Genomic DNA, 12671 nt, shown 5'->3' on the forward strand with positions numbered 1-12671 from the left:
CCTGGGTCGTGGCTTTTTTATGTGCTGCACCATTTGCATGCACATGCGTATACGGCAGCAGGGAAGGCGTTTTCCCTTCTTCTCTCTTGGAGAGGGTCAGGGTGAGGGGAGGGCTCTTTGTTCAACTCAATAGGTTCTCAAGCCGTGCTCGCACCTTGTTTACCAGCGCCTCGTCGCTACCCTGCCAGCGGATAGCGTGGGCGAGGGTGGTGGAGGTGCCGGGTGAGAAGCGCAGTTCCCCGCCCGCCAGCTCGTAGAAACGGCTCGCCATCCGGGTGCCCTCATCCACGTCTCCTGCCACCAGCAACATGGCCTGGGCCAGCACGGCACCATTGTGATCCTGGCCCGGCGCCAGCCAGCGCTGTGCTGTACCGGTGACCTTGCGGCCCTCGATCACCAGATTGTACTGACCGTCGCAAAAGGATCCGGGCACGAAGTCGTAGCTCCCGGTGAGGCCGTGCTCCCCGAGCAGGGTCAGCAGTGGCACCCCCAGTCGCTGGTAATAGTGGCCGAGATCCGTGGTGGTGCGCGGCAGCAGCAGCGAGAGGTTGAGAATGCCGGCGCCGTGGGGCACGGCGGTGCCACCGCTGTCACGCACATACACGGGCCAGCCCTCGGCGGCGAGTTGCACGCAGGCGGCCTGATAGCGGGGCAGGCGCACATCCTTGCGGGTGACGATGAGGCACTGGGGCCCCTGCCAGAGGTGGGCGCGGGCCAGCCCGTCATGGGCACAATCCCGCAGCCACTGCTGCTCCTGGGCCAGGATCTGGGCAGGCGTATGGTGGACGGGCGGGGAGGGCAGCAGGGTATAGGGCATGAGGGGCATCCTGAAGCAGAGGCTGCCAAGCACAGTACCCGTGGCGGGCAGGGAGGTAAAGCCCCGCATGGCGGGGCCTCGCTGGAACAGATCAGGCGTGGGCCGGGCTGCGTTTTGGCAGCAGCAGATTCAAGATGATGGCGGTGAGGCCGCCGGTGGCGACGCCATAGGAGAGCACGCTCTTGGCGAGCTCCGGCAGGTGTTGCAGCACCTCGGGCACCTGGGCGACCCCGAGGCCCATGGCCAGCGATACCGCCAGTATCATCAGGGCGCGGCGATCCAGCTCCTCGCGGGAAATGATGCGCACCCCGGCGGCGGCGATGGTGCCGAACATGACGATGGTGGCACCGCCGAGCACGGGCTCGGGGATCTGCTGCACCAGGCTCGCCACTGCCGGGAACAGCCCAAGCAGAGCCAGCATGGCGGCGATGAAGAGGCCGACATGGCGACTGGCCACCCCGGTCAGCTGAATGACACCGTTGTTCTGGGCGAAGGTGGACATGGGGAAGGTGGAGAAGAGCGCTGCCAGCATGGAGTTAGCCCCGTCGGCCAGCACCCCGCCCTTGATCCGCGCCATGTAGACGGGCCCTTCCAATGGCTCGCCCGAGATGTCGGAGGTCGCCGTCATGTCGCCGATGGCCTCCAGCGCGGTCACCACGAAGATGATGGCGAGCGGCACGAACAGGTGCCAGTCAAAGCCGAGACCGTAGTGCAGCGGGATGGGCACCATCACCAGGGGGCCGTCGAAGCGGGGGGCGCTCACCTTGCCCAGCATCAGCGCCACGGCGTAGCCCACCAGCATGGCGATCATGATGGCGGAGAGTCGCAGCCAGGGGTTGCGGCTGCGCTGCAGCAGCACGATGAGGCCGAGCACCAGCAGGGAGAGAAAGAGGTTGGTGTGGCTCGCGAAGCTGCCATCGGCCAGCGCCCCGTAGCCGCCCCCCATGCTGATGAGACCCACCTTGATCAGGGTCAGGCCGATGAGCAGCACGACAATGCCGGTCACCAGCGGGGTGATGATCCGCTTGACCAGATGCAGGAAGCGGCTCATCACGACGATGGTGAGGGCCGCCGCCAGCATGGTGCCGAACAGGGTGCCCAGCAGATCTTCGGTGGGCATGGCCGCCTGCTTGAGGGCGAGGCCGGAGGCGATGATGGGGCCGAGGAAGTTGAAGCTGGTGCCCTGTACCGACAGCAGGCCGGAGCCGATGGGGCCGAAGCGACGGGTCTGGATGAAGGAGGCGATGCCGGACATGACCAGGGACATGGAGACGATATAGCGGGTGTCGGCGGCAGGGAGGCCGAGGGCATTGGCGATGATGAGGGGCGGGGTGATAATGGCGACAAACATGGCGAGCATATGCTGCAGGGCGGCGAACAGGGTCTGGGGCAGGGGCGGGACCTCCTCGATGCCGTAGACCAGTTCGCTGTGGGGGCGCCTGGGGGGATGTGGCTCAGCGACGGGAGCGCGCGAAACGGCTGCCTGTTCCATAAATACCTCAAATTTTGTGGGGGAGGGGGAGAAAAATTGGGCGCTATTGTAGTGGCTGAAATGGCGCTGACCAGCGCTAATTGAGCGGGAAAAGGTTTATTTTTGGATGGGTTGAAACGTTTGCGCGCGGTGATTATGATCTGCCGGTTTGCGTGATGCTCCCCGATGGATAAATCTGGCCCCTGCTGCTGTATCCGGGTGAGGACGGTGTAGAATGAGCGCTCAGTTGTCATGTGGAGACTCTGGATGCTGAAGTTGTCGGAGTTTTGGAGCGCCAACGCCCATTCTGAAGATTTTACCCTGACCCGAATGGGCTTCATGACGGCCCGTCTGCGGCTGTTGACCTGTCTGCTGATGATAGGGATCCCCAGCTGGGCGCTGGTGGATTGGCTGACCCTGCCTTCGGCCCAGTTCGATGCCCTGCTCCAAGCGCGGGTCTTCTGCCTGCTGGCACTCTCGCCGCTCATCCCCTTCTCCTACCTCATTCACTTCAAGCGCACGCGCATGAAACTGGCGCTCGGCTACCTGATGGCGGTGATGATGCTGTTCTCCCTCATCTGCCTGCGCACCTTCGGCTCGGAAGAGGAGTTGCAGGCGGGGTACATGGCGTTTCCCTATCTGCTCATCAGCCTGTTTGCCATCTTCCCCATTCCCCTCTCCCTCAGCTTGCAGCTGGCGGGGTGCATCCTGATCACCATGCTGGCGGGCAACTGGTGGCTGGTGGATCAGCCGCTCTGGAGCCTGCAGACCCTCAACCAGATCTGGTTGCTGGCCCTGTTCACCCTGGCGAGTGCCTGGGTGCAGTGCGGTCAGCTCCATATGTTGCTTCAGCTCTATCGGGAATCCACTACGGACGAGCTGACCGGCATGATGAACCGGCGGCTGCTGATGAAGCAGATCGAGAAAGCCAGGGGAGATCTGCTCAGCAAGCAGAAGCCCTTCGCCGTCTTGCTGCTGGATTTGGATCGCTTCAAGCGCATCAACGACACCTATGGTCACCTGGCGGGAGATGCGGTGCTCAAGGAGGTGGCGAGCACCCTGGGCGAACAGCTGGAGGCTGGCATGGTGCTCGGTCGTTACGGTGGCGAGGAGTTCTCCATCCTGCTGCCTGGCTGTGGCGATCTGGTGCAGGCCAAGCGGGTGGCCGAGCGACTGCGGGTGGCGGTGGAGGCCAGGCTGGTGAAGAGCCCCACTTCCGACGAGCTGCTGGAGGTGACGGTGAGCATCGGCCTGACCCTGGCCCGGCGCGGGGAGGGCATCGAGGCCCTGCTCAACCGGGCTGACGAGTGCCTCTATCTGGCCAAGATGGCGGGGCGCAACTGCGTGATGAGCGAGAGTGCCTTGTTGAACAAACCCTTCAATTCCAGCGTGGCTTGACGACCCCCTCCTCCCTGCGAGGGGTCCGCGTGAATGTCCATCCCTCCTGCCATCCCTGGCAGGGACGTCACGGACCCCATCCCTCGCCCCAAGATTATTCACAGTTTAATCATCTGCGCTCTGGCCGGCTTCTATCCTGTTACAGGATGAAATGATTGATGCCTCAAGGAGAGAGCCCATGATGACCACCACAGATTTTAGCGAGCATTATCGCAGCAGCGACAGGATCATGCTGGGCTTACTCTGGTTTGCGTTGCTTTGTTCTGCTGGATTGGCCTTCTGGCACCAGACCTGGCTGCAGACGGCGCTGATCGGAGCGCCGGTCTGCCTCGTGCTGACGGCGCTCTATCGGGGGATAGGGGGCAGCCGGCTGATGCGCTGTCTCATCGGGGTGGGGCTGATGGTGATGGCGGCGCTGCACATCAATCAGGCGCGGGGGGTCATCGAGATCCATTTCGGCATCTTCGTGTTGCTGGCGGTGCTGACCTTCTACCGGGACTGGCTGCCCATCGTGGTGGCGGCGGCGGTGATCGCGGTGCACCACGTGCTGTTTCATGTGTTGCAGCACGCGGGGTATCCGGTCTACGTGATGCAGTCACACGGCGGTTGGGGGATGATCTTCCTGCACGCCTTCTACGTGGTGATAGAGAGCGGAATCCTCATCTACCTGGCCCGCCTGAGCCTGGCCGACGCCACCGAAAATCAGGAGGTGCTCGGCAAGGTGCTGATGGCGGCCAATCAGCTGAGCAAGGGGGCCGACGCCCACACCGGCTCCGAGGGAGCCAGGCTCTCTTCCGGACAGCGCTTCGATCACTTTCTCCAGCAGGTGTCCAACCTGGTGGATGGCGTGGTACGGGACAGCCGCAATCTGGGAGGGCTGAGCCAGGAGCTGGCCCGGACGGGGTCGACCCTGGAGGAGGGGGCCAGGGATCAGCTGGAGGAGGTGGCCCGCATGAGCGAGGACATGGCGCTCATGCTCTCGGCCATGACGGAGATCACCGCCCAGGTCGAGCAGACCCTGCAATGTGCCGATGAGGCCAGCGATCAGGTGGGCAAGGGGCGAGCCAGCGTGGTGCAAACCGGACAGGACATCGAGGCGCTGGCGCTGTGCATGGATGAGACCGACAAGACGGTGACCTCCCTGGCCGAGCAGGCCACCCAGATAGGCAAGGTGCTGGAAGTCATTCACGACATCGCCCAGCAGACCAACCTGCTGGCGCTCAATGCGGCCATCGAGGCGGCCAGGGCCGGCGAGCAGGGGCGGGGCTTTGCGGTGGTGGCCGACGAGGTGCGCCATCTTTCCCAGAAAACCTCGGTCTCCACCCGCGAGATCCAGCAGATCATCGAGGGGCTCCAGCAGGGGAGCCGTCAGGCGGCGGGAGCCATGCAGCTCAGTCGGGAGGGAGTGAGCCGCTGTGTCCTCGCCAGCCAGTCGGCGGTGGCGATGCTGCAGGTGGTGGCCGATGATATCGACAACATCAACCGTTTCAATGGCCAGATAGCGGTCAGCACCCAGGCACAATCCAGAGTCTCGGTGGAGATTGGCGAGTGTCTTGGACGGGTCCAGCAGATTGCCGAGTGCAACGCCGGCAATATCACGGCCCTGACCCGCAGCAGCCAGTGCCTGACGCCGCTGGCACAGCGACTGGAGCACCTCGGCCGCGCCTTTCACGAATGAGGATTCGCCCCGAGCCAGAAAAGCAAAATGCCACCCCGGGGGTGGCATTTTGACGAGGGCAGACCGGGCTTATGCCAGGCGATACTTGCCGGAGAGCTGCTGGGCCAGCAGCTTGAACATGTTGAACACCGCCATGGTCTTGCCGGTCGGGGTGCCATCTTCGCTGAGGAAGAACTCGCCCTTGAATACCAGGATCTCTCCCTTCTGCTCCACGGCGTCGGCGCGCATGCCGTGGATGAAGTCTTCGTGTTCCCGGATGATCGTGTTGGCCATCTCCAGCAGGGCAGTCTCGGTGATCAGCTCTTTTTCGGGTTGCATGCTCGTCTCCTTAAACGACTACTGACGGGGCAGGGCACGCCCTGTCACTGATTGAAGAGGGCAAAGCATACTGCAAAAGGGGATTTTCTGTCATTGATATGACCCCGCATTTTGCCCCGATCAGCCCATGACCAGGTTCTTGAGCCAGCGGCGCTGACGAATGCGGCGCTGCACCAGCAGTACCTTGGCGAGCTCCTCCAGCAGCACCACGGCCACCACCCAGGCGAGAGGCCAGCCGAGCAGGCTGACGGCCACCCAGGCGAGCGGCAGGCCGATGCACCACATGCCCACCACGTCGATGAAGATGCTGTAGTTCACATCCCCGCCCGAGCGCAGCACCCCGACGATGCCCACCATGTTGAACACCTTGAGCAGCATGCCGATGCAGAGGATGCCGAGCACCTGGCCCGCTTCCCCCATCAGCTCGGTGGGCAGGTTGCCCACCCACTGCAGCAGATTGGTCTGCACCATCCAGACCGACAATCCGACCAGCAAGGCGCCCACCGGTGCAAGCAGCAGGAACAACTGGGAGTGCTGCCAGGCGGCTTCATATTCTTCTGCGCCGAGCCGGTGGCCGAGCAGGGTGGAGCAGGCTACCGCCAACCCGAAGAAGAGGGAGATGAGAATGCTCTCCAGTGTCCCCAGGGTGGTCATGATGGCCAAGGAGTCGGTGCCAAGATGGGCATAGAGGAAGCCGTAGAGCAGCATGCCGAAGGCCCAGAGCCCGTCGTGCAGCAGCAGCGGCAGGGCGATCAGGGTGAAGCGCACCACCTCCTTGCGCTTGAAGGCGGCAAGCCAGTCCGCCAGGCGCGGCACCAGCCTGGGCTCCTGGCGCAGCACATAGGCCAGCAGCAGCACCGTTTGCAGCAGGCGGGAAATGGTCGTGCCCCAGGCCGACCCCGCGACCCCCATGGCCTCGAAGCCGAAATTGCCGAAGATGAGGGCGTAGTTGAGGATGACGTTGGCGATGATGGCGATGATGCCGATGCGGGTCGGTGCCGCCGCGTTGCCCACCGAGCGCAGGGCCGCCTCCAGCGGTACCACCACGGCGGTGCAGAGAATGGTGGCCCCCGTGATCATCAGAAACTCGTCCGCCAGGGGGCGCAGCACGGGATCCTGGCTGGCAAAGCCCAGCACGCTGCCCGGCGCGAGCACATAGACCAGCGCGAAGGGCAGGCTCACCAGCAGGGCCCCCACCAGCGCCAGCGCCAGGGAGCGGCGCACCCCGGCCAGATCCCCGCGACCGTAATATTGCGCCGCCAATACCGAGACCCCGCCCGAGAGCCCCGCTATCACCAGCAGGTTGAAGAAGAAAACCCGGTTACCCAAGCCGACTGCCGCCACGGCCGTGGTGCCAAGCTGGCTCACCATCATGATATCGATGAGGCCGAGCAGGGAGAACATCATGGATTGCAGCGAGACCGGCAGCGCCAGCCGCCACAATCGGGTCATGAACTCGCGATCGGTGGTTTGTTTTAAAATCGCTTGCCAATAATTCATATCTGTTAACCGGGTTGGTAAAAGATGATATTCATCGGGGGTATGATAGGGGGAGTTGCGAGGCTTCTCACTGTGAGTGACTCTCGGCTTTCTTGTGCAAAACTATCTTGTTGAGGTGCCATGAGCTTTGCGAGCGAATGCCTGGAAATCGCCCCGGGTTGTGACGAGCGGATGCTGGGGCGAGAGGGCTTGCCCCTGCTCGGGGAGGCGGGCATCTTTCTGACCGGCCTCTCCCATATCCGGGATCACTACCTCATCCGTCGCAACCGTCCCGAGTTTCACATCCTGATGGTGAGCCACGGGGAGGGCGGGGTGCTGCTCACCGATGCCGGAGAGCAGCCCATCCCGGCGGGGGCCCTGGTGTTTCTGCCCGCCGCCGTGCCGGGAGGGCTGCGCCTTGCGGGGGAGCAGTGGCAGACCAGCTGGATCCTGCTCGATGACGTGCCGCGCTGGCGTCACCTGCACCGGCTGGGTCATCGCATCTGGCTGGGGGAGGAGGGGGAGCAGTTTTATCATCTGCTCAGCCTGATGCAGGGTGAAGGGGTGAGATCCCCCCTGCAGCCCCAACTGCTGAGCCTGCTGCTGGCCTTGCTGGACAGGACCCTGCAGGGGGAGGTGCGCGGCACCCCCGAGCTGCGGTTGCAGGCGCTGTTCCGACGGGTGGAAGCGCGCCTGGACGAACCCTGGAGCGTGGCCCTGCTCGCCAGCGAGATGGCCTGCTCGGTGCCCCATCTTCATCGGCTCTGCCAGCAGGCCTTTGGCATGGGCCCCATGGCCTGGTTGACCCAGCTTCGCATGAACAAGGCGCGCCAGCTGCTGCTCTACACCAACTGGCCCCTTGCCGAGCTCGCCAGCCGGGTCGGCTACAGCGACGGGGCCAACTTTGCGAATCGCTTTCGCCGCCTCACTGGTCAGACCCCCGGCGCCTTTCGTCGCCTGGGTCGCAAACCTTTTGCAACGGATGCGCAAACTCTTTGAAATTCGGGGCGCAAGCCCATAGGATCGGCGGGCCACACAGTCAAGGTACCGATCCATGTTTGAAGATAATAATCAGAAACGTCCTCTCTACATTCCCTACGCCGGTCCGGCCCTGCTGGAGACCCCCTTGCTCAACAAGGGCAGCGCCTTCACCAGTGAAGAGCGCAGCAGCTTCAACCTCGAAGGTTTGTTGCCCCAGAATATCGAGACCATCGAAGAGCAGGCCGTGCGTGCCTATCGCCAGTTCATGGCATTTGGCAACGACATGGACAAGCACATCTACCTGCGCAACATCCAGGATACCAACGAGACCCTGTTCTACCGCCTGCTGACCAATCACCTGCCCGAGATGCTGCCGGTCATCTACACCCCGACCGTGGGCAAGGCGTGTGAAGAGTTCTCCAACATCTATCGCCGTGCGCGCGGCCTCTTCATCTCCTATCCGGACAAGGACAGGATCGATGACATGCTGCAAAACGCCACCAAGCAGAACGTCAAGGTCATCGTGGTCACCGATGGCGAACGGATCCTGGGTCTCGGCGATCAGGGCATCGGCGGCATGGGCATTCCCATCGGCAAGCTCTCCCTCTACACCGCCTGTGGCGGCATCTCTCCGGCCTACTGCCTGCCGGTGGTGCTGGACGTGGGCACCAACAACCAGCAGCTGCTCAGCGACCCCTTCTACATGGGCTGGCGCAACCCGCGCATCTCGGGGGAGGAGTACGACGAGTTCGTCGACGCCTTCATCCAGGCGGTCAAACGCCGCTGGCCCGATATCCTGCTGCAGTTCGAGGACTTCGCCCAGGGCAACGCCACCCCTCTGCTCAACCGCTACAAGGATGAGCTCTGCTGCTTCAACGACGACATCCAGGGCACGGCCGCGGTCACTCTGGGCAGCCTCATCGCCGCCTGCAAGGCGTCCGGCGCCAAGCTCTCCGAGAAACGGGTCGCCTTCCTCGGGGCTGGCAGCGCCGGCTGCGGCATCGCCGAGCAGATAGTGGCGCAGATGAAGGCTGAAGGGCTGACGGACGCCGAGGCCCGTGGCCGGGTCTTCATGGTGGACCGTTTTGGCCTCATCACCGACAAGATCCCGAACCAGCTACCGTTCCAGCGCAAGCTCTCCCAGCCGGTCGAGCGCATCGCCGATTGGCCTGTGGGGGACAACATCTCCCTGCTGGAGGTGATGGAGCACGGTCGCCCTGACATCCTGATCGGGGTTTCCGGCCAGCCGGGGCTGTTCACCGAAGAGGTGGTCAAGACCATGCACAAGCACTGTGCCCGTCCCATCATCTTCCCGCTCTCCAACCCCACCTCCCGGGTGGAGGCGACGCCGGCGGATCTCATCCGCTGGACCGATGGTCAGGTGCTGGTCGCGACCGGCAGCCCGTTCGCGCCGGTGGAGCACAAGGGCAAACGCTACGTCATCGCCCAGTGCAACAACTCCTTCATCTTCCCGGGGATTGGTCTCGGGGTTATTGCCTCCGGTGCCAACCGGGTGACTGACGCCATGCTGATGTCGGCCAGCCGGGCGCTTGCCGAGTGCTCCCCCATGGTGAAGGGGGAGGAGGGGTCACTGCTGCCGGATCTGGCGGATATCCATCAGGTCTCCCGCCACATCGCCAAGATGGTGGCCAAGACCGCCATGCTGCAAGGCAAGGCGGTGCAGACGCCGGACGAGGTGATCGATCAAGCCATCGAGGCGAACTTCTGGCGACCGGAATACCGTCGCTATCGCCGTACCTCCTTCTGACGAAGGGCGAGGCAACAGCAAAAAAGAAGGGATGCATCAGCATCCCTTTTTTGTGCACGGTTGCGGTGAAGAAGAGAGGGGGCGCCGAGGCGGTGATCAGGCTGCCGGCGCCGTGGTTGCCGGTGCTTCCTGCACGCCGGTCACCCGTACCTCGACCCGGCGATCCGGGGCCAGGCAGTCGATGAGGGAGGCTCTGGCCTTGACGGCGTCGCACTGAACGCCGGTGACCGGGTTGCTCTCCCCATGTCCTTCGATGCTGACCTTGTCGGCGGGCAGCCCCTTGCCGATCAGGAAGTCAGCTACGGTGCGAGCCCGGGCTTCGGACAGCGCCTGGTTGTTGGCATCCGAGCCGATGCGATCGGTGTAACCCATCACCACGGCGTTGCCATCCTTGGGTTTGATGTCGGCGATCTGCTGATACAGATCTTCGAGTGCACTCATGCCTTCAGGCTTGAGATCCGCCTTGCCAAAGGCGAACAGCACGTCCGAACTCAGGTTGAAGGTCTGATCCACCGGTTCGGGGGTGGGAGGCGGGGCGGCCACCAGGGGGGCGGCAACCGGCACGACGGCCACGGTACGATTGGGGTGCAGCACCAGCTCTATGGTGGCGGTGCTGATGTCGCTGACCCAGCGCTGGGTGCCACTGCCGACCTTGTCGTTGTCCGGATCATCCCCGACCCGCACCAGATAGCGATAGCGCGCCTGGATGTCGACCCAGTCGTGCAGCTTGGCGGTCAGCCCCAGACCAGCCAACGGGGCCAGGTTGTCATCTCCCCCGTTGACGGATTTGACGTGGTAGATGTAGCCGCCGCCCTCGGCAAATACCGAGAAGATGTCCCCGAGGGGCAGGCGACCTATCACCGACAGGGTGGCGCCCTGACTGCTGAAGTCGTTGCCGGCGATGTCCCAGTCACCGGTCGACAGGTAGCCGAGCTCGGCCCCCAGGTTCTCGGTGAAGTTGTAGCCACCGAAGGCGGTAATGGCGGTGGCATCCTTGCTGACATCCTGGCTGAAGTCGTTGATGTCATGGGCGATGGCCCAGCCTCCCCCGGCCCCCAGATACCAGTCGTGGACGGGGGCCGCCTGAGCCGCTCCCGTCGCCAGTGCCAATGCAATCCATACGGGTTTCAGTCTTATGTTCATCGCGTTTCCTCGTCGATGTTGGGTGTTATAGGGCTCCCAGCCCTTTGTTATATAAGCCACCATTATGTATAGGCGATCATCGCACTTTAACCACTTAAGTGACGAATCTGTATGGAGAATTTGTGAGTGGACAGGCAGTAATAGCGATGGGGCTGGTGAGAATGGAGGAAAATCAGCATCAATAAAAAGGGGCCGAACGGCCCCTTTTTTTGTGTGTTATGGCATCGCTTACTGCTGGACTTCCTGTACGCCGGTGACGCGGACTTCCACGCGACGGTCCGGTGCCAGGCAGGAGATCAGCTGGTTCTTGCCCTTGACCCCGTCACACTGGTTGCCAGTGACCGGATTGGCTTCGCCATGACCCTCGATGGAGACCTTGCCGGCCGGCAGGCCCTTGCCAACCAGGAAGTCGGCCACGGTGCGGGCACGGGCTTCAGACAGCTTCTGGTTGTAGGCATCGGAGCCGATGCGGTCGGTGTAACCGACGACCACGGCGCTGCCGTCCTTGGGTTGAACTTCAACGATCTGCTGATACAGGGTGTTGAGTGCGGCAGCCCCTTCCGGTTTCAGGCTGGATTTGCCGAAGGCAAACAGCACGTCAGAGTTCAGGGAGAAGCTCTTGTCGACCACGACGGGCTCGGGAACGGGTTCCGGCGCCGGTGCGGCGACAGGTGCCACATAGGCCTTGCGGTTCGGGTGCATCACCAGTTCCAGCGTGGCGACGCTCATGTCGGTCTTCCAGGTCTTCTGCTCGTCACCCAGATCCCAGATGTAGCGATAACGGGCTTGCAGATCCAGCAGATCGGAGAGCTTGGCGCTCAGGCCCAGACCCGCCAGCGGGGAGGTGCCGTTGTCGCTGTCACCGTTGCCGTTGACGTGGTTGAAGTAGGCACCGCCTTCGGCGAAGACGGAGAAGATGTCACCCATGGGCAGGCGAGCGATACCGGAGAGGGTCGCACCCTGAGTCTTGAAGTCGACGCCATCCACACCGGCCTTGCCGGCATAGAGGTAGCCCAGTTCGGCACCGAAGTTCTCGGTGAAGTTGTAACCACCGAACAGGGACAGGGCGGTAGCGTCCTTGTCCGCATCCAGACCGAAGCTGTCCAGGTCGTGTCCATAAGCCCAACCAGCACCCATACCGGTGTACCAGTCATCGGCCGCCTGGGCGGTGGAAGTTCCCATGGCTGCGATAGCCAGAGCAATCAGGGTTGGTGCCATTTTCATTTTCATCATTTTATCCTCGTTGAGTTGCCGTGCTATGGGCGTACTGCGCACTCTTTTGTTATACCGATCGCAAATGACACTTCATGTTGCGACTCCGTGAGGTGATCACGGGCGGCCTGAATAAAAAATGGATGGTAACCAGGATTCTCATGAAGCCTTCACTCCATGGACAACTAACCGGGCTTTAAGCACTTTTAATAGTTCATCCAATGTCTTACAAGCCGAATAACTGTATTCTTTTGACTCGGGATGATCAAGTTTCTGAACAGATAAGCAACAAGTGATGGCGTGGTAAGGAAGGCAGGAGCGGGGGGCCGAGTGGCAGGAAAGCTGGCGCAATCATGGCGCTACGGAGATAAGACAGAAGCTGACGCCAGAGCAGGGCCAGACGCAG

General features: G+C 62.7%; 10 protein-coding genes. 4 read left to right on the forward strand and 6 right to left on the reverse strand.

Annotation, left to right across the window (positions count from 1 at the left end; translation table 11 throughout):
* Nucleotides 1-121 precede the first annotated feature (121 nt).
* Nucleotides 122-817, reverse strand: coding sequence for a lipoyl protein ligase domain-containing protein (locus ACW5W7_RS06790; protein ID WP_456501304.1), 696 nt, complete (start codon nt 815-817; stop codon nt 122-124).
* A 91-nt stretch (nt 818-908) separates the two neighbouring features.
* Nucleotides 909-2309 (reverse strand): nucleobase:cation symporter-2 family protein, encoded by a 1401-nt coding sequence (locus ACW5W7_RS06795; protein ID WP_456501202.1) that lies wholly within the window; start codon nt 2307-2309, stop codon nt 909-911.
* Between the two features lie 246 nt (nt 2310-2555).
* On the opposite strand from ACW5W7_RS06795, the gene ACW5W7_RS06800 reads away from it, so the two are divergent.
* The gene (locus ACW5W7_RS06800; protein ID WP_456501203.1) at nt 2556-3686 is read left to right on the forward strand and encodes a diguanylate cyclase; all 1131 of its coding nucleotides are present in this window, start codon (nt 2556-2558) and stop codon (nt 3684-3686) included.
* A gap of 178 nt (nt 3687-3864) precedes the next feature.
* A complete protein-coding gene (locus ACW5W7_RS06805) occupies nt 3865-5364 on the forward strand; it encodes a methyl-accepting chemotaxis protein (protein WP_456501204.1) in 1500 nt (499 codons plus the stop codon).
* A 69-nt stretch (nt 5365-5433) separates the two neighbouring features.
* Here the strand turns inward: ACW5W7_RS06805 and ACW5W7_RS06810 are convergent, their stop codons facing one another.
* Together ACW5W7_RS06810 and ACW5W7_RS06815 are read right to left on the reverse strand one after the other, a co-directional pair.
* Nucleotides 5434-5682 (reverse strand): DUF2498 family protein, encoded by a 249-nt coding sequence (locus ACW5W7_RS06810; protein WP_456501205.1) that lies wholly within the window; start codon nt 5680-5682, stop codon nt 5434-5436.
* A gap of 120 nt (nt 5683-5802) precedes the next feature.
* Nucleotides 5803-7182 carry an MATE family efflux transporter gene (locus ACW5W7_RS06815; RefSeq protein WP_456501206.1) on the reverse strand — a complete coding sequence of 460 codons (1380 nt, stop codon included), beginning with the start codon at nt 7180-7182 and terminating at the stop codon, nt 5803-5805.
* Between the two features lie 120 nt (nt 7183-7302).
* Between ACW5W7_RS06815 and ACW5W7_RS06820 the strand changes: the two genes are divergently transcribed.
* Together ACW5W7_RS06820 and ACW5W7_RS06825 are read left to right on the forward strand one after the other, a co-directional pair.
* Nucleotides 7303-8160 (forward strand): AraC family transcriptional regulator, encoded by an 858-nt coding sequence (locus ACW5W7_RS06820; protein ID WP_456501207.1) that lies wholly within the window; start codon nt 7303-7305, stop codon nt 8158-8160.
* 55 nt (nt 8161-8215) lie between these two features.
* Nucleotides 8216-9910, forward strand: coding sequence for an NAD-dependent malic enzyme (locus ACW5W7_RS06825; RefSeq protein ID WP_456501208.1), 1695 nt, complete (start codon nt 8216-8218; stop codon nt 9908-9910).
* A 96-nt stretch (nt 9911-10006) separates the two neighbouring features.
* Here the strand turns inward: ACW5W7_RS06825 and ACW5W7_RS06830 are convergent, their stop codons facing one another.
* Together ACW5W7_RS06830 and ompA are read right to left on the reverse strand one after the other, a co-directional pair.
* Nucleotides 10007-11053, reverse strand: a complete 1047-nt coding sequence (locus ACW5W7_RS06830; protein WP_456501209.1) for an OmpA family protein — start codon at nt 11051-11053, stop codon at nt 10007-10009.
* Nucleotides 11054-11281: 228 nt separating this feature from the next.
* Nucleotides 11282-12283 carry a porin OmpA gene (gene ompA, locus ACW5W7_RS06835; protein WP_456501305.1) on the reverse strand — a complete coding sequence of 334 codons (1002 nt, stop codon included), beginning with the start codon at nt 12281-12283 and terminating at the stop codon, nt 11282-11284.
* Nucleotides 12284-12671 lie beyond the last annotated feature (388 nt).

It is taken from the genome of Aeromonas intestinalis, from assembly GCF_054052485.1.

Excerpts from the sequence above, each read along its gene's own strand:
- ACW5W7_RS06805 (WP_456501204.1), top strand. The coding sequence starts at position 3,865 with ATGATGACCACCACAGATTTTAGCGAGCATTATCGCAGCAGCGACAGG.
- ACW5W7_RS06815 (WP_456501206.1), bottom strand. The coding sequence starts at position 7,182 with ATGAATTATTGGCAAGCGATTTTAAAACAAACCACCGATCGCGAGTTC.
- ACW5W7_RS06800 (WP_456501203.1), top strand. The coding sequence starts at position 2,556 with ATGCTGAAGTTGTCGGAGTTTTGGAGCGCCAACGCCCATTCTGAAGAT.
- ACW5W7_RS06795 (WP_456501202.1), bottom strand. The coding sequence starts at position 2,309 with ATGGAACAGGCAGCCGTTTCGCGCGCTCCCGTCGCTGAGCCACATCCC.
- ACW5W7_RS06790 (WP_456501304.1), bottom strand. The coding sequence starts at position 817 with ATGCCCTATACCCTGCTGCCCTCCCCGCCCGTCCACCATACGCCTGCC.
- ACW5W7_RS06825 (WP_456501208.1), top strand. The coding sequence starts at position 8,216 with ATGTTTGAAGATAATAATCAGAAACGTCCTCTCTACATTCCCTACGCC.
- ompA (WP_456501305.1), bottom strand. The coding sequence starts at position 12,283 with ATGAAAATGAAAATGGCACCAACCCTGATTGCTCTGGCTATCGCAGCC.
- ACW5W7_RS06830 (WP_456501209.1), bottom strand. The coding sequence starts at position 11,053 with ATGAACATAAGACTGAAACCCGTATGGATTGCATTGGCACTGGCGACG.
- ACW5W7_RS06810 (WP_456501205.1), bottom strand. The coding sequence starts at position 5,682 with ATGCAACCCGAAAAAGAGCTGATCACCGAGACTGCCCTGCTGGAGATG.
- ACW5W7_RS06820 (WP_456501207.1), top strand. The coding sequence starts at position 7,303 with ATGAGCTTTGCGAGCGAATGCCTGGAAATCGCCCCGGGTTGTGACGAG.